The sequence below is a fragment of the Microcystis sp. BLCC-F209 genome (assembly GCF_041928595.1).
In the GTDB taxonomy this organism is placed as follows: domain Bacteria; phylum Cyanobacteriota; class Cyanobacteriia; order Cyanobacteriales; family Microcystaceae; genus Microcystis.
In genome coordinates, this window is the sequence record NZ_JBHFLL010000296.1 from 1 (window position 1) to 23,884 (window position 23,884).

Here is a 23,884-nt window from a genome sequence, read left to right on the forward strand (position 1 = left end):
ATGTATTCTAAGATACAGTTTTGCGGGCAAGTGAGTGGAAGGGGAACCACAGAGACACAAAGGACACAGAGATCGATCACTACTATATAAGTTAAACTGGTCGCAACGCGCTCGCTACGCGAGATCACACAAAGAATAAGAGAGCCAAGCAGTTATCTGAATAATGGGGAGTCGGTCTTCGCTCAAATTAGGTTAAACTTCATCTATTATCAGAAAGGCTGTAACTGAATATTAGAAGACAGGGAGATGAGAGCTTTTGATAACTGATAACTGATAACTGATAACTGATAACTGATCACTGATAACTGATCACTGATAACTGATCACTGATAACTGATCACTGATAACTAACCGGTATAATGGGCGAGAAAACCAGAAAAAATCGATGTCTAGCCCTCCAGAAACCGACAATCCCAGCTACAAGGCCATCTTAGCGGCATTAAACCATTTAATCAGCGTTGTTGCCCGTTTACGAGACCCAGAAAGCGGCTGTCCTTGGGATTTAGCCCAAACCCCGGAAACCCTAATTCCCTACGTTATCGAAGAAGCTTATGAGGTGGTAGCGGCGATTAAAAGCGGTGATAAAACTGCCATTGCCGAGGAATTAGGCGATTTACTGCTACAGGTGGTTTTACAAGCCCAAATTGCCAGCGATGAGGGTAATTTTAGCCTAGAAGAAGTGGCTAGAGGCATCACCGATAAATTAATTCGTCGTCATCCCCACGTTTTCGGGGAGCTATCCCTAGAAAATCCCGAACAGGTGCGTCAAAATTGGGAGAAAATCAAGGCTGAGGAAAAAAATGACCCGACTGTTAGCGGCAAATTAACCCGTTATGCCCAAACTTTGCCACCCTTGATGGGAGCGATGAAAATTTCTCGGCAAGCGGCGCGGGTCGGTTTTGACTGGGAAAATATCGCAGGAGTGTGGGAAAAATTCGGCGAAGAGTTGGCAGAATGGCAAGAGTCCCTAGAATCCTGCGATAAAGAGCATCAACAGGCCGAATTAGGCGATTTACTCTTTACTATTGTCAATCTTGCTCGCTGGTATAATTTAGACCCCAGCATCGCTTTACAAGAGACTAATCTGCGTTTTATTCAACGTTTTTCCCTGGTGGAATCCGTGGCGGAAAAGCCTCTTCATGACTATACACTAGAGGAATTAACCGTTTTTTGGCAGCAAGCGAAAGCTAAGTTACACCAACCATCATCTGGGCAATAATGCAAGAGCAAGAAATTAATAAAGACAAATCTAAAAGTTTTTGGGCTTCTATTCGAGAAAATCTGCAAATTATCGCTATAGCTTTAGTTTTAGCCCTACTAATCCGCACTTTTGTGGCGGAACCTCGTTTTATCCCCTCTGATTCTATGTTACCCACTTTAGAACAGGGCGATCGCTTAGTGGTGGAAAAACTTTCCTACGATTTCCATCCTCCTCGACGGGGGGATATCGTCGTCTTTGAACCGCCAGCACAATTACAATTACAGGGATATCAAAAGAACCAAGCTTTTATTAAAAGGGTGATTGCCACCGCAGGGGATGTGATTGCTGTTAAGGAGGGCAAAATTTACCTGAATAATCAACCCTTGGCAGAGGATTATATTCTCGAACCCCCCCAATATAATTTCATGCCTTTGCTCGTGCCGGAAAATAACTTATTTGTCATGGGAGATAATCGCAATAATAGCAATGACTCCCATATCTGGGGGTTTTTACCGGAAAATAACGTGATTGGTAGGGCGGTTTTTCGCTTTTTTCCTTTTAATCGTTTGGGGATTTTAGGGGGGAATAGCTAATCAGCAATTTTTAGTCCTGAGGATGTTGAACAATTAAGACGGAACAGGGGGCATGATGGAGAACATAATTACTCACACTACCTAAGAATAACTCTCCTAGACCCGATCGCCCACGCCGACCGATGACAATTAAATCAATATTTTCCTCTCGCGCCACTTTACAGATAGTTTTGGCGGCATGACCGTAAATTTGCTGGTATTCTCCCTTTACACCCATTTCTCCCGCCTGATTAGCTCTTTTTTGCAACATTTCTACCCCTTTCTGCTCGAATTCTTCCCATTGTTGCCGCCAAAAATCGAGAGTGAGATCATTACCCTGGGCGGGGTAAATATCGGCTAAATTGGGCGGAATCGGTAAAGGGCTATAATCTTCTTCAGGGGAAAGGACGTGCAGTAGTAGGAGGTTAGCTTCGTACTTACTGGCTAAGGATACAGCCTCCTTAAAGACACTCTCCCCCATCTCTGATAAATCTATTGCTATCAAGATTTTTTGATACATTTTTCCACCTCTGCAACCATGCCTTATTTAACGGAATCCGACGCTATTAGGAATGCGATCGATCACTTTTGCCATTTTCCCATTCTTTGGTTAGATACGGAAGTAGCCGATTACGATAGCAAGACCCCCCGTTTGTCTCTGATTCAAATTCTTGCCGATTCCACGGACTTAACGGGTGAGCGGGTGACAATTTTGGATGTTCTCGATCGACCCGATCTTACTAACTATTTTATCACTAAAATCATGCTGGTTGACCGGATAGAAAAGGTTTTTCACAATGCTAGTTATGATTGTAAATTTTTGGGCGGTAAGGGACAAGTTAAAAAAATTACCTGTACCCTAGAGTTAGCTAAAAAGGTTCCCTACTATATTGCTCCCTTACCCAATTATCAACTGAAAACCCTGGCTGAATGTCTTTGTCATTTTCCCCCTATTGATAAGACTGAACAGGGGGGGAATTGGGGCAAAAGACCTTTAACTGCGGCCCAGCTAGAATATGCACAAAAAGACCCTGTATATACGGCCCAAATCCATCATCGTCTTTTGCAGCTTTCCCATTTAATTACTCCCGATCCCGCTGGTGAGAATCTGGAAAGATTAACTAATCGTTATTGGGAAATTTACCAGCAATGGAAGATTTTAGACACAGAGATGGAACATCTCAAGGAACGTTTAAAGTCGGCAATGATTGAGCAAGAAGCTGCAGAGATTAACGGGTTTTCGGTCAGTTACCAAAATCGCACCAGCAAAAAAGTTAAACTGGCCGAATTAGCCAAGGTTGTCTATTTATCGGGCCAGGATAGCCAAATATCTCTTTCCTTAACTAATGATCTGCTCAAGGGATTGGGGGATTTAGCCCAAGGGTTAACCATCGAGGAAACTCGCCAAAAAATCAGTCAATTGACCATCAAAGAAAGTGAAGCTGACTTGAGATGATTATAGCAGAATAGGAGTCAATACCAAATTAGGTTATACTTGATATTTATGAAAAAGGCTGTAATAGCTAGAAAAAATTGCTTGCGGGGATAATTTCAATGACTGTAAAGATCGCTTATCTGGGGCCGGTGGGAACCTATTCAGAAACAGCCGCTTTAGCATTTGCTAACAGTTTACCACCCCAGCCTCGTCAATTAATACCCTATCCTAGCATTGCCTTGGCCCTGCGATCGGTTGTCCAAAATCAGGCCGATTTAGCAGTAGTCCCGGTGGAAAATTCCACCGAGGGAAGTGTGGTAATGACGCTTGATGCTTTATGGCAATTACCCGGGTTACAGATTCAACAAGAATTAGTTTTACCGATTTCCCATGCACTGCTATCTCCCAGTCAATCGCTAACAGAAATTAAAACCGTTTATTCCCATCCCCAAGCTTTAGCCCAATGTCAAAAATGGCTAGAAAATAATTTGCCTACCGTGCCGATTATTCCTACTAATTCTACCACAGAAGCGATTCAAATTCTCGATCGAGAGACTAATTCGGCTGCGATTGCTTCTCCCCGGGCGGCCAAACTCTATCATGTGCCAATATTAATACAACCAATTAATGATTATCCCGATAATTGTACCCGTTTTTGGGTAATGGCTTTAACTTCCCATCCCCAAGGGGAGCGAATGTCCCTCGCTTTTCAAGTTTTAGATCAACCCGGTGCTTTAGTCAAACCCTTAGAAGTTTTTGCCAAACGTCAGCTTAATTTATCTCGGATCGAATCGCGACCAACGAAACGATCTTTAGGGGAATACATATTTTTTATTGATCTAGAAATTAATCCAGAGCAACAGCATTTAATCGCAGAAACTTTAGAAGAATTAACCAATTATACCGATGCGATCGAGGTTTTTGGTGCTTATCAGGTGGTTAATTTACCTGTAGAAAGTTTAGAGGAATTATAAACTAAATTCACTGGAAATTACAGAAGTTAAATAGAGATATTTTTGGGTTTTAAGACAAGGGAAGAATCGGCAAAGATGAGTTTTCCTCTGGGGTAGAATCAAGCTTTTTTTCCCCCCCTAGGGGAAGAATAATTTCCACAGTTGTTCCTAAACCTTGACCTTGACTAGAGATAGTAATATCTCCCCCCATCATTTTCATCAAATTCTTAGAAATAGCTAATCCCAAACCCGTACCGCTAAATTTTCTAGTTGTGGAACCATCAATCATCACAAAAGGACGGAATAATTTTGATTGTTGCTGGGGGTCTATACCGATTCCTGTATCGATTATAGTAATAATAGCCTGTGTATTTTCTAGGCGAGTTATTAAAGAAATTGTGCCTGTATCAGTAAATTTAATTGAGTTAGAAATAACATTCAAAATTACCTGTTTTAATTTAGTGGGATCAGCATAGACTATCGGATTTTCTGGACAGAAAAGCAAATTTAATTTTAAGCACTTACGTTGTAGCGATGCTGTTTGTAAATTAATAACTTCATTGATAATTTGGTGTAAATCTACTGGTTCAGGATTAACGGAAACTTTGCCCGATTCTATTTTAGCAATACTGAGAATATCATCAATAATTTCCAAAAGATGTATGGCGGCATTATCCGCTTGTTGCAGATATTCTTTTTCCTCCTCCTCACTATTACAAAATCCATCCATAACACAACGAATTGAGCCAATAATACCATTGAGAGGGGTGCGTAATTCGTGGGAAGTATTGGCCAAAAATTGGTTTTTTAATTGATTAGCATTTTCCGCTTCTTGCCGACTCTTAACTATTTCTTCTCCCCAAAGGCGTAAGCGTTCGAGCATTTCCTCTAAGGCCGAGGCTAACTGATTAATTTCTCGAATATTAAAGTTTTCTGGTCTAATCTTTTGGGAAGGAATTTGCTGAATATTTAAGGCATAATCTCGCAGTTTTTCTAAAGGTATGGCCAAATCCCTAGCGATCAGTGCAATAGCTACTAAATAAGCTAATAATAAACCAGAAATCAGATAAAAAATTGCCTCCCAAATTTGTTGTAGAGGAACTAGAGCTTGGGAGAGGGAACTAATGGCTAGAACTACCCATTTTTGGGATGATTCTCCCGTAACTGGACTGGGGAGAGAACTATAACCAGCGACTAATTCTTGGCCATCTTTCTCGAAAGAAAATAAATGGAGAAATCTCTGCCGACCTTTAACAGCATTACTGATGATTATCTTGAGGCGTTCAGCATCAGCTTCTTGACTGATATGGCTACCAATGCGATCAAAATAGGGATGAGCGAGAATAATGCCATTTTCAGAAATAACCACGGGATAACCTGACAAAGAACCGGGTAAAACCTTCTCACTGTAAAGTAGAGAAGCTTGCAGAATTAGACTAGATTGTAATTGTCCTTGATTATCGTAGATGGGAACGGCAAAAACTAACTCTAATTGACGATTATTATCGGGAGATTTGGTCAAAAGTTCTCGGGGTAAACTTCTAACTAAGATATTTTCGATATTTCTGGCAAAGCTAGTCCGTTTTTCTGGACATCTTTCCAGAGGCAAAACCTTGATAATTTCTGGTTTACAGGCTCGATTTAATAAAGGTTTCTTGGTTTTAATATCAATTAATTCCACACAGTTAATCTCATGGGGAAGCTGCGCCGTGAATTGTTGTAAAAAAGCTTCTTTTTCGGCTAAGGTTCCCTGTTTTAAAACCAGACTTTCCCCCGCAGTGATCAGATTAGCCTGCAAAAATTGAATTGATTGATTAATATTATCTGCTTTTCTGATAGCACTTTCGGTGAGATTTTGACGGGCCGTTTCCAAAAAAGCCGATCTCGCTTTACGATAGGTGATATAAACTCCCATCAGTAGTACAGGTACACTGATTAGGAGTAAGCGAGAGAGCAGAATACGACGAAAAGAGGATTGACCGATAGACATAGGCAGAAATTGGTTTGATTCTTGCTATCAAACTCCAGACTATACTAGCCTATTCACCAATCGGACCGGGTGATATCCCCGAGCATTTGCCATGAATCGTCCTCACACCACCGTTATTTTAGCCATGAGTGCCGATGGTAAAATTGCCGACGCCTACCAGTCAGCGGCCAGATTTGCCTCTGCTACCGATAAAATGCGTCTAGAACAACATTTATCGCGCATGGATGCCGCTTTATTCGGTGCTAACACCCTACGCGCTTATCACACCAGTCTTCCTATCCGTCATCCCGATTTTCTCGCATACCGTCAACAACGGGGATTATCCCCGCAACCGATACAGATCGTTTGTTCTTATTCAGGCCAGCTTGATCCCCGGATGAAATTTTTTCAGCAGCCTTTCCCGCGCTGGTTAATCACGGCAGCGGAAAAAGTGGCGGCATGGGAAAATCGGGGTTTATTTGAGATTGTCTTAGTCTGCGGCGATTGGAAGGCTATTTTTAGACAATTTACCGCCCTAGGTATCAAAAAGCTGGCGATTCTGGGAGGAGGTGAATTAATTGCCTCTCTTTTAGCTGAAGATTTAATCGATGAAATCTATCTAACTATTTGTCCGTTGCTGTTAGGAGGCAATAAAGCGGCAACTCCCCTGGGAGGAACTGGATTTCTGGCTGATTCTGCCAGAAAATTACAACTTTTGAGCGTGGAAACCGTGGAAGCAGAAATTTTCCTACATTATTCCCTGGAACGGCAGTCCCATAAATCTCAAAACTAGATTACCTTAAATAAAAAGGTTGACTTATCTTGTCCCATGGTAGAACAGCTTAAACCCCAATACTCTGTGGCTTGGATTGATAAAATGAGTGAGATTCCCCAACAAAAATGGGATGCTCTCGCTCAACCCCTAACTACTCCCTTTCTAGAGTGGGAATGGTTACATAATATCGAAACTTCCGGCAGCGCCACAGGACGCACGGGGTGGCAACCTGCTCATCTCACAGTTTGGCGCGGTACTGAGTTAATTGCCGCCGCTCCTTTGTATATTAAAAGTCATAGTTACGGTGAATTTGTCTTTGACCACCAATGGGCCGATCTTTCCCGTCGTTTGGGGATTAGATACTATCCAAAACTGTTAGGAATGACCCCTTTTACTCCAGCAGTGGGTTATCGTTTTTTAATTGCTCCGGGGGAAAATGAACCAGAGATTACTGCTTTAATGATAGGGGCGATTGATCATTTTTGTGATCAAAATAATCTGTCGGGTTGTCATTTTCTTTTTGTCGATCCCCAATGGCGAATTTTAATGGAAAATTTTGGCTTTACTCCCTGGTTACATCATAGTTATATTTGGAATAACAAGGGTTTTCAAAGTTTTGAAGATTATCTGACGGTTTTTAATGCTAATCAACGGCGCAATATTAAACGGGAACGGAAAGCGGTGACTAATGCGGGGTTAATTATTAAAACTCTGGCCGCCGAAGAAATTCCCCATCATTTATTCCCGTTAATTTATCGGTTTTATAGCAGTACCTGTGATAAATTTTACTGGGGAAGTAAATATCTGACACAGAAATTTTTTGAACAATTATATCCGAATTATCGTCAGCGAGTGGTTTTGATTACTGCCTACCAAAATGAAAAGGATACTAAACCGGTGGGTTTATCTTTTTGTATTCGCAAAGATACTAATCTTTATGGTCGTTACTGGGGCAGTTTTCAAGAGTACGACTGTTTACATTTTGAAGCTTGTTACTATCAACCGATCGATTGGGCAATTAGTCAAGGTATTACCATGTTTGACCCCGGTGCGGGAGGACAACATAAAAAAAGACGGGGTTTTCCCGCTACTGCTAATCACAGTTTACACCGTTTTTATCATGGGAAAATGACTCAAATTCTCCGCAATTATATCCAGGAAATTAATCAAATGGAACAGGAAGAAATTGAGGCAATCAATCAAGATTTACCCTTTTCTAAGAGAGAAATTGAGTTGAACGAGTGATTTATAGCGGTTCTCGCATCTGTGCGGCACACTTAAACCTTTGCTGATTAAGCTGTTCAGGATCAGGAATGTACCTCTTGTGAATCAGAAACGCTATAGATAGGGTTTGTCCCTGGGTGCATCTGATTTTTGTAAATCTACTAAGTTGGGATTTTTACGGGGAAACTATCTTCTAAAATTGGTCATTACTTCCGATTTGATCACTCAATCCAAGCTTTTGGGGGGTTCTACCCCCCAAACCCCCCGTTGGGGACGCAAGCGCCGTCCCCAAACCCCTCGCGCATTAGTTTTTTGGTGGGATGCTTACAGGCAGCTGCTGATATATTTGTAATAATTTAAGAGTCACTGATAATTGCTAATTGTCCGTATTTCTGCAAATGTGAGCTGCAGCCATTGTCTCTATTAGTGCAATCAACTATGAATACGAGGTTCCGGGTGCAGATTGGCTAAAATCTCACTTTCGATCGCCGCTAGGGTTTCTAAGCGTTCCTCGATCACTGTCCGTTCAAAATAATCCGCTGCTAATAGCCAATAAATACCATAATGACGGGCTTCGGAAGCCATTAAACCGCGATAAAATTGAGCTAATTGAGGATCAGGACAATATTCTCCCAATAAACCCAATCTTTCGTGGGAACGCGCCTCAATTAAAGCTGATATTAACAGAGAATCCAAAAGGCGATCGGGTTCTTGGTGACGAATCTGGGCCTTTAATTTAGCACCATAGGGGGGAGAATTTAAGGGAGCGAGGGGAATTCCCCATTTATCTAACCATTGATTGACCTGTTCAAAATGTTCTAATTCCTCTTGTGCGATCGCTGTTAATTTCCGCACGAGGGAAGCGTAGGAAGGATAACGAAACATGAGATTTAAGGCCACTCCTGCCGCTTTTCGCTCACAATGGGAATGATCGAGCAGAATAATCTCTAAATTATTAATTGCCTGTTCTATCCAATCCTCAGAGGTGGCACTGACTAATAAATTAATCTTTCCCATCGTCGCTGATTCCAATTTGCTGCCTCTTTCACCCTAACCCAAAAAGTCGAACAACACCAGTCAAAAACTAAGGACACGGCTTCTGTGATAGCCTAGATGATTGGTGAAGCATAAACACGGCCAATCAATCAGATGGATTTTTTACTGGAAGTCGGTACAGAAGAACTACCCGCAGATTTTGTCGATAGCGCGATCGCACAATTGCAGGAAAGAGTTAGCAAGAGTTTAGAGACGGAATCTCTGGACGCGACTGCTATTCAAGTTTACGCAACCCCGCGCCGTTTGGCCGTGTTAATCACAGGATTACCGAGGGAGCAAGAAGCGCGCAGCGAGGAGATCAAAGGACCGCCAGTTAGTGCCGCCTACAAAAATGGCCAAATTACCGCCGCAGGTGAGGGTTTTGCTCGAAAACAGGGAGTTAGCACCGCTGCTTTCTCCATTCGTGCCACGGACAAAGGACAATTTGTCTATGTTGAAAAAACGATTCCGGGTCGTCCAACAGCCGAGATTTTAACTGAATTAATTCCCCAATGGATTACCCGTTTAGAAGGAAGACGTTTTATGCGTTGGGGAGATGGCGATTTAAGATTTCCCCGGCCAATTCGTTGGTTATTAACTTTAGTGGATGGGGAAGTTTTACCCCTAGAATTAATTAATGGCTCCACCACTTTAACCAGCGATCGCTTAACTTTTGGTCATCGCATTCTACACCCGCAATCCTTAGCCATTAGTCACCCCCAAGCATATTTAACCAGTTTGCGATCAATTTTTGTGGAAGCGGATCCGCAAGTGCGTCAACAGATAATTACTGATCAGATTACCACCCTAGCCAAAAAACTGGAGGGAGTGGCAGAAATTCCCGCAGATTTATTAGCAGAAGTGACTAACTTAGTCGAATATCCCACGGCAATTGTCGGTAAATTTGACGATGAATTTCTGGAATTACCCCCAGAAGTAATTATTACCGTGATGGTGACACATCAGCGTTATTTCCCAGTGAAAACTCCCCAGGGTTTGTCACCCTATTTCATCACTATTTCTAATGGCGATCCCAAAAAATCTGAGATTATCTCCGCAGGAAATGAAAGGGTTATCCGCGCACGGTTAGCTGATGCCAGATTTTTCTATACTGCCGATTGTGATGAACCCTTAGATAGTTTCCTTCCCCAACTGGAAACCGTCACTTTTCAAGAAGAATTGGGAACCATGCGCGATAAAGTCGATCGGATTATGGAAATTGCCCAGATGATCGTCGAACAGTTAAATCTCGATGAACAAAGTCGCAGTGATATAGAATCCACTGCCATGCTTTGTAAAGCGGATTTAGTTACCCAAATGGTCTATGAATTTCCAGAATTACAGGGAGTAATGGCCGAAAAATATGCTTTAATTAGTGGTGAATCGGCCGTAGTTGCCCGGGGCATTTTTGAACATTATCTGCCTCGCAATGCTGGGGATTTACTCCCGGAAACAATCACCGGTCAAGTGGTGGGACTTGCCGACAGATTGGATACTTTGGTCGGTATTTTTGGACTGGGAATGCTGCCCACTGGTTCCTCAGATCCCTTCGCTCTCCGTCGGGCTGCCAATGCAATAATTAGTATTATCTGGTCGGCCGATTTTAATATCAATCTTTTGGCATTAATTGAGCAAATAGCTGAGGATTTTGTCACCAGTCATCCCGATAAACCCAACCCAGCCAATCTGATTAAAGATTTCTTTTTACAACGTCTGCAAACTCTCCTAATTGATGATTTGAGGATAGATTACGATCTCGTTAATGCAGTTTTGGGGGAAAACGATCTGGAGTATAAGTCTCGCGCTTTAGAAAATTTATTAGATACCCGTGAACGCGCCCGCTTTTTATGCCAAATTCGTCAGGATGGTCAGTTAGCCAACATCTATGAAACCGTCAATCGCTCCACCCGTTTAGCACAAAAAGGAGATTTAGATACAACTACCCTAGAAGCCAAGGCAATCATCAATACGGAGTTATTTGAACAATCCTCGGAACAGGCATTTTATGACGCTTTAATTGCCCTAATTCCCGAAACTATCAGTGCCAGAGAGCAAAGAGATTATCAGCGTCTTGTCACCGCTTTAACGGCAATTTCTCCCGTGGTGGCTGACTTTTTTGATGGCGAAAATAGTGTGTTAGTCATGGCAGAAAAAGAATCTGTCCGTCGCAATCGTTTAAATCTGTTGGGTTTACTGCGAAATCACGCCCGAGTCCTAGCAGATTTTGGGGCAATTGTCAAGGGATAATTCAGTTATCAGTTATCAGTTATCAGTTATCAGTTATCAGTTATCAGTTATCAGTTATCAGTTATCAGTTATCAGTTATCAGTTATCAGTTATCAGATTTGAGTTTTCAGTTCACTGATTACTGTTCACTGAAAACACTTCCTAATTCATAATTCATAATTCATAATTCATAATTCATAATTCATAATTCATAATTCATAATTCCCCACTGATAACTAAAATGGCCGATTTTGAACTACAGCAACAGGTCCAAAGACTACATCGACTGACGGTGTGGGGTCGTTGGTTATTTGTGTTGGGTTGTTGGTTAGGGATTGGTTCGGCTAGTTTATGGGTTTTACGCGATGATATAGCCTTAATACGGCAGTATTTTACTTGGACAGCCCTAAGATACGCTTTAGCTTTCAATTACTGGCCCTCTATCGGTCTAGCCTTTTGTGTTGCCATGACAGGAGCAGTGCTAGTCTGGCAAAGTCGCAACATTATTTTAGGACTTTCCCCCAGAGAAAAACTGCGCTTAGAACAACGGGTGCAGAAAATCCGGGACAAAGGGCCAGGTCATCCCCTCTGGTGCTGGATCTTAAAAAGCAGAAAAAAAGACTTACAATAAAGCTTTGCTGAAAGCTGACGACTAGAATCCCCACTAGATATAATTCTTAACGCAAAAACTATTGACTTTTGAATCCACCTATGACCGTGACTCCCCAAGCTCCTCCGAAAACTCGCCGCGTGGTTTTTCCCTTCACCGCTATTGTCGGCCAGGAAGAAATGAAATTGGCCCTAATGCTCAACGTCATCGACCCCAAAATTGGCGGGGTGATGATTATGGGGGATCGAGGTACGGGAAAATCGACCACGATTAGGGCTTTAGCCGACCTTTTACCAGAAATTGACGTAGTTGCTAACGATCCCTTTAATTCTGACCCCAATGATCCCGATTTAATGAGCGATGAGGTGCGGCAAAGGGTGGACGAGGCCATCCCCTTGACCATTGCCAAGAAAAAAGTCACTATGGTAGATCTGCCCCTCGGTGCGACGGAGGATCGGGTCTGTGGCACGATTGACATCGAAAAAGCCCTGTCAGAAGGGGTAAAAGCTTTTGAACCAGGATTGCTGGCCAAAGCTAACCGCGGCATTCTCTATGTGGATGAAGTCAATTTACTTGACGATCACCTCGTCGATGTGCTATTGGATTCGGCCGCTAGTGGTTGGAATACGGTGGAACGGGAAGGAATTTCCATCCGTCACCCGGCCCGGTTTGTTTTGGTGGGATCGGGCAACCCAGAAGAGGGAGAATTGCGCCCACAACTGCTCGATCGCTTCGGAATGCACGCCGAGATTCACACCGTCAAAGAACCACCTCTACGGGTCAAAATCGTGGAACAGCGTGCGGAATTTGATGGCAATCCCCTCTCGTTTTTAGAGAAATACAACTTAGAACAGGAAGAACTGCAAAGAAAGCTAGTGGAGGCCCAGAATCTTTTGCCTTCTGTGGAGCTTGATTATGATCTGCGGGTGAAAATTTCCGAGGTTTGTTCCGAGTTAGACGTGGACGGATTGCGCGGCGATATCGTTACCAATCGCGCCGCTAAAGCTCTGGCCGCTTTGGAAGGACGGACAACTGTGACGGTAGATGATATCCGTCGGGTAATTGTTCTCTGTTTACGTCACCGTTTGCGGAAAGATCCGCTAGAATCGATCGATTCTGGTTATAAAGTCTTGAAAGCTTTTAATCGCGTCTTTGGATTAGAAGAAAATTCCTAAATCTAATTCACCCTCTCTGCGAAGAGAGGGTTTTTGACTGGATTTAGAGATGAAGGCCAAAAAGGGCTAGATGTGGCCAAATAAGCTAGAATTTTATCGATCGCTGTTATTCTCTGGGGGAATGTCCATGTGGGTTGAAAGTATAAAACTCGAAAACATTAAATGCTTCCAGAATCAAGAGATTAAATTTATTAGTAATCCCGATAATAAACGTCGTCAGGATGCTAAACCTTGTCGTTGGATCACTTTATTGGGAGAAAATGGAGTAGGAAAAAGCACGATTTTACAGGCTTTAGCTTTGCTGCTCGCCGGACCAGAAGCAGCGAAAGAATTATTACCACGTCCGACTGGTTGGATATGTAATCCCAAGACACCGGGTAAATTAACCGCAGTGCTTCATCAAGAAGATGGGGATGCGGGAAAATTTGGTACGGATAAAACTCGAAAAACTTTTGCTTATTCCTATTTTGTTACAGGCAAGGAAAGGTTAGAGTTAGGAGGCAGTAAGGACAAACAAACCTATACAGAACCAGCATTAATCGAAGAAAATACTAAAATTTTGAGTTGGTTGCGAGCCAATGCTTTTGCCTCCGATAATCATGGTTGGTTTGCCGTCGGTTATGGAGCTTTCCGTCGTTTGACACGAGTGAGTCAAGTGATTATTCCTAGTCTTGAACCTCCGAAACGCTCTAGCAACTTTTTCAGCCAATTTAATGAGGATACATCTTTAAGTTCTTTTGAGAGATGGATGGTGTATTTAGATTATCGAATAGCCAAAAATCCCACAGATATTCAAGCCAAACAAATGAAAAAAATCGGTGAAGAAGCAATTACTAAACTGTTACCTAGTAATGTAGAAATTGCTGAAGTAACTGCCGATGGCTTGATTCAGTTTCTAGTTAACGGCCAAAAAGTTCCAACCATTAGTTTATCCGATGGTTTTCGGAGTATGATTGCTTTAGCTGGGGATTTAATTTGGCGATTATTACAATCCTTCCCCGATCTAGATAACCCCACAGAGGCTTCTGGAGTCGTCTTAATCGATGAGTTAGATATTCATTTACATCCTTCTTGGCAAAGGGAAATTGCTGGATGGTTACAGGAAGTTTTTCCCAAGCTTCAATTCTTTGTCGCTACTCATAGTCCTTTAATCGCTGCCGGTGCGGGGCCAAATTCTTTAACCCTACGAATCGATCTGGTAGCGTGTGAATTAGAGATTGTAGAAATTCATTATAAAGAATTAGCGGCTAATGTTGATCGTACTTTAACAAGTTCTGCTTTTGGTCTGAAATCAACCTATCCCACTGATACAGAAAATAAAATTAAGCGTTACCACCAACTAAATCGTAAAAAGAAAAATCTGGCGGCAGCAGAAAAGCAAGAATATGAACAACTGTCATTATTTGTTGGAGAAGTTAAACCCTTTGGCGAAATCAGTCAACCTAATAGTTTAGAATCCCGAATTGATGCCTTACTAGAGGAGCGTTTATCTTGATTGCTGTCACCAGAATATCAGAGCCACCCGTATTAGCTAAAAATGCCGCTCGTTGGCTAGAGGCTTTAGAATCAATAAAATCAAACAACAAGGCAACTAAAGCTCAAATTAACCAAGCACAAAATAAATACAGTCATCCGCAAGTTAAAGACGCATTAGTTAAAATGTTTAATGGGAAATGCGCTTACTGTGAAAGTAAGATTATAGTGGTAACTTACGGAGCGATCGAACATTTTTATCCAAAAAGCCAGTATCCTGATCTGACTTTTACTTGGGAGAATTTACTGCTTTCTTGTGATAAATGTAATGATGCCAATCACAAAGGCACAAATTTTCCTCTCGATGATATCACAGGAAATCCTCTGTTAATAGACCCCACGGATGGAGTAACCGATCCGAATACACATCTTGAATTTGTTTGGGATGAAATGGCAAAATTGGCCAGTGTTTATGGTCGGGATCGACGTGGTCAAATTGTTGAAGATTTGTTCGATCTCAATGGTATGCGTGGACGAAAAGAATTAATTAACTATCGTAGTCAATATATTAAAAGGTTGTTAGCATTATTACGTTTCGCAAAACAAGGAGACTCGGAGGCTTTATCTTTACTGCAAGAAGCTTGTCAATCGGGAGCGGAATATTATGCTTTTGCTAGTATTTATATACTGCCTCATTTGCCTCCCTAAAATCAGGGGTAATTATTATCTACAGTCTGAAAAACAAAATTTCTTGCTTATTATTCTCACCCTACTTGATATTTATGTCTCGTCCTGTTGTTTATTTTGCCGTTACTAATCATGGTTTTGGCCATGCTGTCCGCAGTGCTTCGGTGGTAGCTAATATTATTGAACTTAATCCCGAAATTTTGCCGATATTAGTCACCACTGCTCCGCGCTGGTTATTAGATTCCTATATATCCGGAGAATATATTCAAAGACATCGGGGGTTTGATGTGGGAGTAATCCAATCGGATAGTTTAACGATGGATAAATTAGCTACCAAAGAAAAATTAGAACAAATAATTGCTCAATCTAGGTCAATTATTGCCAGTGAAGTTAATTTTATTAAAACTAATCGTGTGGGTTTAGTTGTGGCTGATTTACCACCTTTAGCGGCACCAATTGCCAAAAGCGCGGGGCTTCCTTGTTGGATGATTGGTAACTTTGGTTGGGATTTTATCTATCGTGATTGGGGTGAAGAATTTGCCAGTATTAGTGATTGGATCAGTCGTTGTTATAATCAATGCGATCGCTTATTTAAACTGCCTTTAGCAGAAGCAATGACAGCATTTCCCCGTGTTACCGAGGCAGGTTTAACCGGGGGTACACCCCGCTACAGTGAAGAACAATTACGACAGGAATTTAAGCTAAATGCCCCTAAAGAAAAAACTATTTTATTGAGTTTTGGGGGGTTAGGATTAGAAGCAATTCCCTATGATAACCTCGCCAGTTTTCCCGATTGGCAATTTATCACTTTTGAAAAAAACGCCCCCGAATTGCCCAATTTAGTCCGCTTACAGGATAAACCAGATCGGAGCTATCGTCCTGTGGATTTTATGCCCCTGTGCGATCGAATTATTTCCAAACCGGGATATAGTACCTTTGCCGAAGCTTTAAAATTAGAGGTTCCGATTGTTTCTCTGACGCGAGAAGGTTTCGCCGAATCAGCGATTTTATTGGCTGGAATCCAAGATTATAGTTATCATCAAATTATTAGCAGTGAAGAATTTTTTCAAGGTAATTGGGACTTTTTACGCCAAGCTCCCCAACCGCCAAGATTAAAGGTTAAACTGCCTAAAGATGGTGCAGAATCGATAGCGAGAGCTATCGTAGAATACTTTGAGGGGCGATAAAAATGATTAACTTAGCCAATTTAACCTTGGATGATTAGCGGTGAATTTAGTTATCGGTCAGTCGGCCCTAGTTTATTGAACAAAGTCCTAGAAATCAGCCAAATTACCGCGCTATTTTTTGACAATCACATTCGGGATAATCAGGGCAGTATCAGCCTCAAAATCGTCAAAAACACCGATAACCCCCCAGGAAAGTTGACGGCGAACCGGAGCAGAGAACTAGGGAGACAGAAACAAGATCGGGCAGAAAGCCGATACTTGTTACAATAGTTTACAAATCACCCTGCCTTGTCACCGAACTATGTCCGAACAGATGATCTCCCCAGAGACGCAACCCGAAGAAGCGATTACTGTTGAAGTGCAGCCCGTGCATATTCCCGAAGAGCATCGGGAAGATATCGGCCCCATGGATGACAACGTAGCCGAGAGTTGGCGCTACAATCCCCAAGTTATTAACGACTATTACCGTGGGCGACCTCTAGACGTTGTGGGGAGGTTAATCGAAATTGCCCTACCGGTTTTATCTTTTGTCATCGGTATCTGGTGGGATAAACTGCGGGGAAAATCGCCAAAAAATGAAATTAGACGGGCTGTACAATTGCGGGAAATGTTGACCAAATTGGGACCCACCTATATTAAAATCGGTCAAGCTCTCTCTACCCGGCCTGATTTAGTACCGCCTTTATATTTAGAAGAATTAACCACTCTCCAGGATCAAATTCCCTCTTTTCCTAACGAAATTGCCTATCGTTTTATCGAAGAAGAATTAGGTTATTCTCCTGAAGAAATTTATGCAGAATTATCCCCCAATCCCATAGCGGCCGCTTCCCTAGGACAAGTTTATAAAGGTAAATTAAAAACTGGAGAGAGAGTCGCCGTTAAAGTACAGCGTCCCGATTTGATTCGCTGTATAACTTTAGATGTGTATATCATGCGTAGTTTGGCGACTTGGGTGAAAGGTAATATTAAAAGACTTCGCTCCGATTTAGTGGCAATTACCGACGAATTAGCCAGTCGTATTTTTGAAGAAATTAATTATCTTCATGAAGGACAAAACGCCGAAAAATTCGCTCAACTTTATGGTCACATTGCCGAAATTTACATCCCCAAAATCTACTGGAAATATACTGGGCGACGGGTTTTAACCATGGAGTGGGTGGACGGCACAAAATTAACTAATATCAAAGAAATTCAGACCCAGGGTATTGATGCCACCCACTTAGTTAATGTGGGGGTGCAGTGTTCTTTGCGTCAATTACTTGAACACGGATTTTTCCATGCGGATCCGCATCCGGGTAATTTATTAGCGACTCCTGACGGTAAATTAGCTTATCTTGATTTCGGCATGATGAGCAATATTGAACCCTATCAACGCTACGGTTTAATCGAAGCGGTGGTGCATTTAGTCAACCGGGATTTTGAGTCTTTGGCCAAGGATTACGTTAAGTTAGACTTCCTGTCACCAACTACCAATTTAGAGCCAATTGTTCCCGCTTTTTCGGAAGTTTTCGGTAATGCTTTAGGGGCGAGTGTGGCAGAATTAAACTTTAAAAGTATCACCGATAAAATGTCGGCGATGATGTACGAGTTTCCCTTTCGAGTTCCTGCTTATTATGCCCTGATTATTCGCTCCATGGTGACTTTAGAGGGAATAGCGATTGGCATCGATCCTAATTTTAAGGTACTGAGTAAAGCCTACCCTTATATTGCTAAACGTCTGCTCACTGATCCTTCCACAGAGTTGCGAGATTCCCTGCGGGATTTATTATTTAAAGATGGTACTTTTCGCTGGAATCGTTTAGAAAATCTCTTGCGTAATGCTAAAGATTCTAATGATTTTAACTTTGAGAAAGTCACCGATCAAGCGTTAGATTTTCTCCTTTCAGACAGGGGTGTATTTATCCGCGAAAAATTAGTGAATGAGTTAGTAAATACCCTCGATAATTTCGGCCGTCGCACTTGGTTTAATCTCACGGTTAATTTCCGGCAACAGGTGGGCTTAGCGGTGCAAGAAACTCCCCCAGAATTGTTGGGTGATGCTAAGAGTTTTGAGCATCTTCGCAACATCTTTAGTATTTTACAGGAAACGAAAGGATTTGATGCCATGGCTATGGTACCAGTGATGACGAAACTAATCGCTAAACCGGAAACCCAACAGATGGGACAAAAAATTGCTGAAGGTTTACTACAAAAATCCCTAGCGCGTTTGATTCGTTACCTAGTTCTCGAATTTGATACACCAAATCATCAGCAAAATGGAGAATTATCGAAAGTTTTACCCGCTGCCGATTAACCTCTGTCAGTTCCACCGACGGCTCAAAATCTGAGCATTTCCCACAATAAATGCCGTGAAATAAATTTCACGGCTACGAGAAAAACGCTAAACTGTTTTTAAAGTTTTTTTATCCTAACTGGTTAACGGGGTTTAAAGGTGACTTGTAAACCGTCACGAGGATGGGGAGTGGGGATAGTGGTGAGGGTGAGATCTTGATTGGGGAGTAATTGCCAATCGTATTTTTCTACTAAACGGACGGCTAAAATTTTCATCTCTAAACGAGCGAATTCTTTGCCGATACATTCGCGCAATCCCGCACCAAAGGGGATATATCCGTAGGGTTTTTCCTCGGCTAAAAAGCGATCGGGATCAAAGGTTTCAGGATGGGAATAAATATTATTATCTTTATGGGTATTGCTGATTTGATACTGCACTATCCATCCTTTCGGCAAATGATAACCGTTAAATTGACAGTCTTCTATTACCCGACGGAATCCTCCTCCCACGGGGGGAGTAAAACGTAAAACTTCCTTTAAAACGCGATCTAAATAGGTCATCTGTTTGAGGGTATCAACGCTTAAAGGATTGGATAGATCAAAATTAGTTATTTCCTCCAATACAAGCTGAAAAATATCGGGATGCAGTGCCATTTGTAGGCAGAAAGTGACGATAGCGGAGGTTAAAGTTTCATGACCAGCAAAGAGTAATAATAGCACTTGATCCTTTAATTCCGCTAAGGATAAACTTTGACCGTTTTCGTCTTTAGCTTGTAAAAGGATAGCCAGAGCATCCTGGCCTAAGTCATCATTTTTTTGTCTTTCTAAAATGATAGTTTCGATCGCTTGCAGTAATTCCTCTCGACAGCGTAATGCTTTGCCGAAAGCTGTCCAGGGAAGGGGAAGGGGAAGGGTAAATAGTCCCGCACACCAAGTATCAAAAACTTCTCCTAATTTGGTAGCAGAACCCTGGTCAAGACCGATAAATAATTTACAGGCGATATCGAGAGTATAGTTTCTTAATTCAGGATACCATGACAGGGTTTTTGCGGTTTGCCAACGCTCTAAATAGCGAGCGGTAATTGTTTCTACCGTAGGGATATAACTTGCTAGGGACCGGGGTTGAAAAGCTTGATAGATTAAACGACGACGGGAAGCGTGAACATCTCCCGTATGCACCGCTAAAGATGCGCTACCTAGGAGAGTTTTGGTACTTTTAGGCCAAGTTGCCGCAAAGTATTTATTCTCGTTGCTGAGGAGAAACCGGTTAGCTTCGGCACCGGATAAAATAATCGTGGGACTGCCAAAAATATGAGTGCGGAAAAGTTGACCATATTTATTATGACGTTTACTGGCAAAATCCCCATCGGTCAAAAAAGCGATTGTTTCTCCTAATAGGGGTAATCCGAAACTGCCGGGGGGTAAGGGTAAATCTTTGCTTATAGTCATCGCTGCCTCTAGGGTAAAACTAATCATTTGCCGTCGATTAACCCCGTTTATTTTAACCTAAAGCACCGGAGAATTCATCCCCTCATCTAGCCTGGCAATCAGCGATCGCACTTAACAACGGTAAGTACCTAAGCAAAATTAATTACAGATATCACCAGTCAACAGTGATAATTGCCGCCAATTGACATTTTTTAAGATCACCTCCATAATCACCCATTGCTAATAGTAATTCGCGGCAAACGATGCTTAAACCCGCAGAGAATTTCCCAGGATATTGTACCTAAATCCCGCGCCCAATCGTCGGCGGTAATGCACTGTGGACCGTCTTTACCGATAAGTGTGACGATTTCCCCTGTTTTTACCTCTGGAATCTCGCTCACGTCAATCATTAACTGATCCATGGTTATCGCGCCGATTTGGGGTACTAAACGTCCTCTCAGGGATACTTTTAAACGATTGGAGAGATTGCGGGGAATTCCATCGGCGTAACCGATACCGACCACAGCAATACGGGTGTCTTTTGCCGCTATGTACTGATGACCATAACTCACTCCGGAGCCGGCGGCAATGGTTTTGACTTGAGCAATGCGCGCTTTTACTTGTAGGACGGGTTGCAAAGGGACTTTATCGGTGAGATGATCGGCGGGATAAAGACCGTAGAGAGCTAATCCGACTCTAACTCGATCGTAGTGCAGAGATCGATCGCTTAGGGTAGCGGCAGAGTTGGCTAAATGCAGACAGGGAGGATGATAACCTTTTGATCTTAACTCGGCGATCGCTTGTTGGAATCTTTGCCGTTGTAACTGCATGATCTCGGGATTGGGATCGTCAGCCGTGGCAAAATGCGAGTATATACTGGCAATTTTCAGGTTAGGAGCCTCTAAAACCTGTTCGACGAATTTGGTGCCGTTGTGCCATGGTGTGCCTAAGCGAGACATTCCCGTATCTAGTTTGATATGAACCGGCAGCCGCTGCTCTAAGCGTCTCATCACGCTGGCAAAAATTTGTACCTGTTCGATTTGCACCAGGGTGGGTTGCAATTGCCAATGGGCTAAGGCTGCCACTTCTTCTGGGGTATTGACTGCCCCTAAAATCATAATTGGGGCAACGATTCCCGCTTCCCGTAGTTCGATACCTTCCCCGATAGTCGCGATGGCTAAAGATTGCGCTCCAGCTTCTAAAACGCTGTTAGCCACCTTAACTGCCCCGTGTCCGTAAGCATCGGCTTTAATTACCGCCATTAATTCCGTTTTTGGGGCTAATAAGGCCTTGACTTTTCGCACGTTTTGTTGTAATGCCGAGCGATCAATCTCTACCCAAGCACGATAGCGAATTGCTTCCGACAATTGATAATCATGACGGTTTTTGGGCGGATTGATAATTTTTGGTTCGATGCTAAACACCACTCGCTCACTCCTTTGCACACATAACCCAATTTATCACAGATGTCGGGGTGAAGACCCTCGTACTGACAGGATGAAACCCCGACCAATATAAAACAGCGAAGCACGATTAAATCCTTGACAATTTAGCCTTGCATAGCTTACCATAGTAAATTTAGTTTGGTAAACAAGATATTAAAAGCGTTTAAGTACAGAATCTATCGTGCGACTCGTTCCTACCAAAAGTCTAACAGACGTGGGTAGGACAAGGTTGAGAACCTTGATAACTCAATAACCGTGAAGGTGAAAGTCCTTTCCTCCAGATGATGGAGTGACAGCATAACCCCTTCCTGTGGAGAACGGTCATCAAAATGGGAAAAGCGGGGTTAAATGGCAGTAAAGATGAGTCTGACATCAAAACCTGTCTAGCATCTAACTATGTGTATGAATAAGAACTTCCGTCAGAAGTATCGTCACTGAAACCTAGCCTACACAGATTATTGGCTGGCAACAAAATGTTAACAAGCTAACGTACTGGGAAAAGATAGAGTTCAACCAGAATCATCTACACAGCTTCGGTATAGAGGAAGACACTAAAGTTAGGAATACGGTTGTTGGGAACGAAGTAATCCTTATGAATCTCTTAGATAGGTCGAAATCTAAGTAGTAACCAGCGTAAGACTCATATAGGAAAGGATTGTGTAAGAAGCCAACGCCTATCTGTAATAGATAAGGATATGCTGACGTACACACTGTTCAATGGAATGAATGGTCTTAAGTAGTAATGAAAAAGTTATGAACACGGCAACAAAACCGATGTATGAATGGAAGGACATCAACTGGCGAAAAGCTGAAAGATGTGTTTTTAAGTTATCAAAAAGAATATTCAAAGCCAGTCAACGGGGTGATGTCAAATTAGTCCACAAATTACAAAGGCTACTCCTAAAAAGCTGGTACGCCAAACTGATAGCCGTCAGACGGGTTAGCCAAGATAATCAAGGCAAGAAAACCGCAGGGGTAGATGGGATAAAATCCTTAACACCCAAACAAAGAATGGCACTTGTCAATAATCTAAAACCTGGCAATAAATCAAAACCAACTCGTAGAGTATGGATACCAAAACCCAATACGGATGAAAAGCGACCTCTAGGGATTCCCACCATGTACGAACGGGCATTACAAGCCTTAGTAAAACTGGCATTAGAACCCGAATGGGAAGCAAAATTTGAACCTAACAGTTATGGATTTAGACCAGCACGTTCAGCCCATGACGCAATCGGAGCAATCTACATAAGCATCAACAAAAAGCCCAAATATGTGCTAGATGCGGACATAAGTAAATGCTTTGATAAAATAAACCACCAGAAACTACTGACAAAACTTCAAACTTACCCCAAGCTAAGACAACAAATCAAAGCATGGCTAAAGAGTGGAGTCATGGATGGAAAAAACCTATTCCCTACCAATGAAGGCACACCACAGGGAGGTGTAATCTCCCCTTTACTAGCTAACATAGCCTTACACGGCATGGAAGAAAGAGTTAAGCAATATGCAAGAACTCTGAAAGGCAATAAATCCAAAAATGAACAAGCCTTAACCCTAATCAGATATGCAGATGATTTTGTTATCCTGCACGAAGATTTAAAGGTAATAAAGGAATGTCAAGAAATCATTAAACAATGGTTAGCAGAAATGGGGCTAGAACTGAAGCCTAGTAAAACAAGAATATCCCATACTCTTGAAACTTATGATGATTACGTTGGATTTGATTTTCTCGGATTCAACATCAGGCAATACCAAGTCGGAAAACATCACGGGGCAAAAAGTAGTAAAGGAGTCAAACTAGGTTTTAAAACCCTAATCAAGCCTAGTGCTGAAAAAGTCAAGTCCCATCTAAAGAAATTGGGAGAAGTAGTAAATAGTCAGAAGTCATCCCCACAGGATGCCTTAATCAAACGACTCAATCCAATCATTAGAGGATGGAGCAATTACTATTCATCAGTAGTAAGCTCAAAAACATTCACAGATTGTGATTACTACTTCTTTGAAAAACGGCTCTTCGGGAATTGTTATGCAAATAATTAACTTAAAATAAAATTCGATGAGAGTACTTAAGCTCAAAAGTAGCTGAAATCCATACGGGGAAGGACTTAAGGCACAAACAGGTTAATGCCAAAAGATAGACAATTGAGTTAAGATTTGATATAATAGCCAAAAACCAGAGTATTTTACTTATGATACTTGACAAATTTTTGAACCT

19 protein-coding genes and 1 pseudogene are annotated in these 23,884 nt (G+C 42.1%); 15 read left to right on the forward strand and 5 right to left on the reverse strand.

Going from position 1 to position 23,884, the window contains the following annotated elements; genetic code table 11:
* The first annotated feature begins 385 nt into the window (after window positions 1-385).
* Both mazG and lepB read left to right on the forward strand, forming a co-directional pair.
* Entirely contained in the window at window positions 386-1,219 is an 834-nt protein-coding gene (gene mazG, locus ACE1AQ_RS19145) for a nucleoside triphosphate pyrophosphohydrolase (protein ID WP_106908524.1), read from the forward strand.
* Window positions 1,219-1,794, forward strand: coding sequence for a signal peptidase I (gene lepB, locus ACE1AQ_RS19150; protein ID WP_008200573.1), 576 nt, complete (start codon window positions 1,219-1,221; stop codon window positions 1,792-1,794). Before mazG ends, lepB begins: the two co-directional genes overlap by 1 nt.
* 10 nt (window positions 1,795-1,804) lie before the next feature.
* Here lepB and ACE1AQ_RS19155 read toward each other — a convergent pair whose 3' ends face one another.
* Window positions 1,805-2,293, reverse strand: a complete 489-nt coding sequence (locus tag ACE1AQ_RS19155; protein ID WP_008200576.1) for a universal stress protein — start codon at window positions 2,291-2,293, stop codon at window positions 1,805-1,807.
* Between the two features lie 18 nt (window positions 2,294-2,311).
* Here ACE1AQ_RS19155 and ACE1AQ_RS19160 point away from each other — a divergent pair, with 18 nt between their 5' ends.
* A complete protein-coding gene (locus ACE1AQ_RS19160; protein WP_008200579.1) occupies window positions 2,312-3,229 on the forward strand; it encodes a 3'-5' exonuclease in 918 nt (305 codons plus the stop codon).
* Between the two features lie 98 nt (window positions 3,230-3,327).
* Window positions 3,328-4,182 carry a prephenate dehydratase gene (gene pheA / locus ACE1AQ_RS19165; protein ID WP_008200581.1) on the forward strand — a complete coding sequence of 285 codons (855 nt, stop codon included), beginning with the start codon at window positions 3,328-3,330 and terminating at the stop codon, window positions 4,180-4,182.
* A 49-nt stretch (window positions 4,183-4,231) separates the two neighbouring features.
* On the opposite strand, the gene ACE1AQ_RS19170 is transcribed toward pheA, so the two are convergent.
* Window positions 4,232-6,151, reverse strand: a complete 1,920-nt coding sequence (locus ACE1AQ_RS19170; RefSeq protein WP_110543541.1) for an ATP-binding protein — start codon at window positions 6,149-6,151, stop codon at window positions 4,232-4,234.
* A 91-nt stretch (window positions 6,152-6,242) separates the two neighbouring features.
* Here ACE1AQ_RS19170 and ACE1AQ_RS19175 point away from each other — a divergent pair, with 91 nt between their 5' ends.
* On the forward strand, window positions 6,243-6,923 hold the full coding sequence (locus ACE1AQ_RS19175; RefSeq protein WP_008200585.1) for a RibD family protein: 681 nt from the start codon (window positions 6,243-6,245) through the stop codon (window positions 6,921-6,923).
* Window positions 6,924-6,959: 36 nt separating this feature from the next.
* Window positions 6,960-8,150, forward strand: a complete 1,191-nt coding sequence (locus ACE1AQ_RS19180) for a GNAT family N-acetyltransferase (protein ID WP_110543543.1) — start codon at window positions 6,960-6,962, stop codon at window positions 8,148-8,150.
* A 411-nt stretch (window positions 8,151-8,561) separates the two neighbouring features.
* Here ACE1AQ_RS19180 and ACE1AQ_RS19185 read toward each other — a convergent pair whose 3' ends face one another.
* Window positions 8,562-9,146 carry a tRNA-(ms[2]io[6]A)-hydroxylase gene (locus ACE1AQ_RS19185; RefSeq protein WP_110543546.1) on the reverse strand — a complete coding sequence of 195 codons (585 nt, stop codon included), beginning with the start codon at window positions 9,144-9,146 and terminating at the stop codon, window positions 8,562-8,564.
* 132 nt (window positions 9,147-9,278) lie between these two features.
* Between ACE1AQ_RS19185 and glyS the strand changes: the two genes are divergently transcribed.
* The 8 genes from glyS to ACE1AQ_RS19225 all read left to right on the forward strand — a co-directional run bounded on the left by glyS (window position 9,279) and on the right by ACE1AQ_RS19225 (window position 18,815).
* The gene (gene glyS, locus ACE1AQ_RS19190) at window positions 9,279-11,411 is read left to right on the forward strand and encodes a glycine--tRNA ligase subunit beta (RefSeq protein ID WP_110543548.1); all 2,133 of its coding nucleotides are present in this window, start codon (window positions 9,279-9,281) and stop codon (window positions 11,409-11,411) included.
* Window positions 11,398-11,529: a hypothetical protein gene (locus ACE1AQ_RS19195; RefSeq protein ID WP_374809027.1), complete on the forward strand. Its 132-nt coding sequence runs from the start codon at window positions 11,398-11,400 to the stop codon at window positions 11,527-11,529. The genes glyS and ACE1AQ_RS19195 overlap by 14 nt, the downstream gene beginning before the upstream one ends.
* A 102-nt stretch (window positions 11,530-11,631) precedes the next feature.
* Entirely contained in the window at window positions 11,632-12,021 is a 390-nt protein-coding gene (locus ACE1AQ_RS19200; RefSeq protein ID WP_110543551.1) for a hypothetical protein, read from the forward strand.
* A gap of 80 nt (window positions 12,022-12,101) precedes the next feature.
* Entirely contained in the window at window positions 12,102-13,175 is a 1,074-nt protein-coding gene (bchI, locus tag ACE1AQ_RS19205; RefSeq protein ID WP_008200597.1) for a magnesium chelatase ATPase subunit I, read from the forward strand.
* A 70-nt stretch (window positions 13,176-13,245) separates the two neighbouring features.
* Entirely contained in the window at window positions 13,246-14,670 is a 1,425-nt protein-coding gene (locus tag ACE1AQ_RS19210) for an AAA family ATPase (protein WP_253257659.1), read from the forward strand.
* Window positions 14,667-15,356 (forward strand): HNH endonuclease, encoded by a 690-nt coding sequence (locus ACE1AQ_RS19215; protein ID WP_002797229.1) that lies wholly within the window; start codon window positions 14,667-14,669, stop codon window positions 15,354-15,356. The genes ACE1AQ_RS19210 and ACE1AQ_RS19215 overlap by 4 nt, the downstream gene beginning before the upstream one ends.
* Window positions 15,357-15,430: 74 nt before the next feature.
* A complete protein-coding gene (locus ACE1AQ_RS19220; protein ID WP_110543555.1) occupies window positions 15,431-16,522 on the forward strand; it encodes a glycosyl transferase in 1,092 nt (363 codons plus the stop codon).
* Window positions 16,523-16,823: 301 nt separating this feature from the next.
* On the forward strand, window positions 16,824-18,815 hold the full coding sequence (locus ACE1AQ_RS19225; RefSeq protein WP_110543557.1) for an AarF/ABC1/UbiB kinase family protein: 1,992 nt from the start codon (window positions 16,824-16,826) through the stop codon (window positions 18,813-18,815).
* 122 nt (window positions 18,816-18,937) lie between these two features.
* Here the strand turns inward: ACE1AQ_RS19225 and ACE1AQ_RS19230 are convergent, their stop codons facing one another.
* Entirely contained in the window at window positions 18,938-20,242 is a 1,305-nt protein-coding gene (locus ACE1AQ_RS19230; protein WP_110543570.1) for a cytochrome P450, read from the reverse strand.
* Between the two features lie 209 nt (window positions 20,243-20,451).
* Window positions 20,452-21,648, reverse strand: a complete 1,197-nt coding sequence (gene alr / locus ACE1AQ_RS19235) for an alanine racemase (RefSeq protein ID WP_110543560.1) — start codon at window positions 21,646-21,648, stop codon at window positions 20,452-20,454.
* A gap of 744 nt (window positions 21,649-22,392) precedes the next feature.
* On the opposite strand from alr, the pseudogene ltrA reads away from it, so the two are divergent.
* Window positions 22,393-23,676, forward strand: a pseudogene (gene ltrA / locus ACE1AQ_RS19240) (group II intron reverse transcriptase/maturase); the annotation flags it as partial.
* Between the last annotated feature and the right edge of the window lie 208 nt (window positions 23,677-23,884).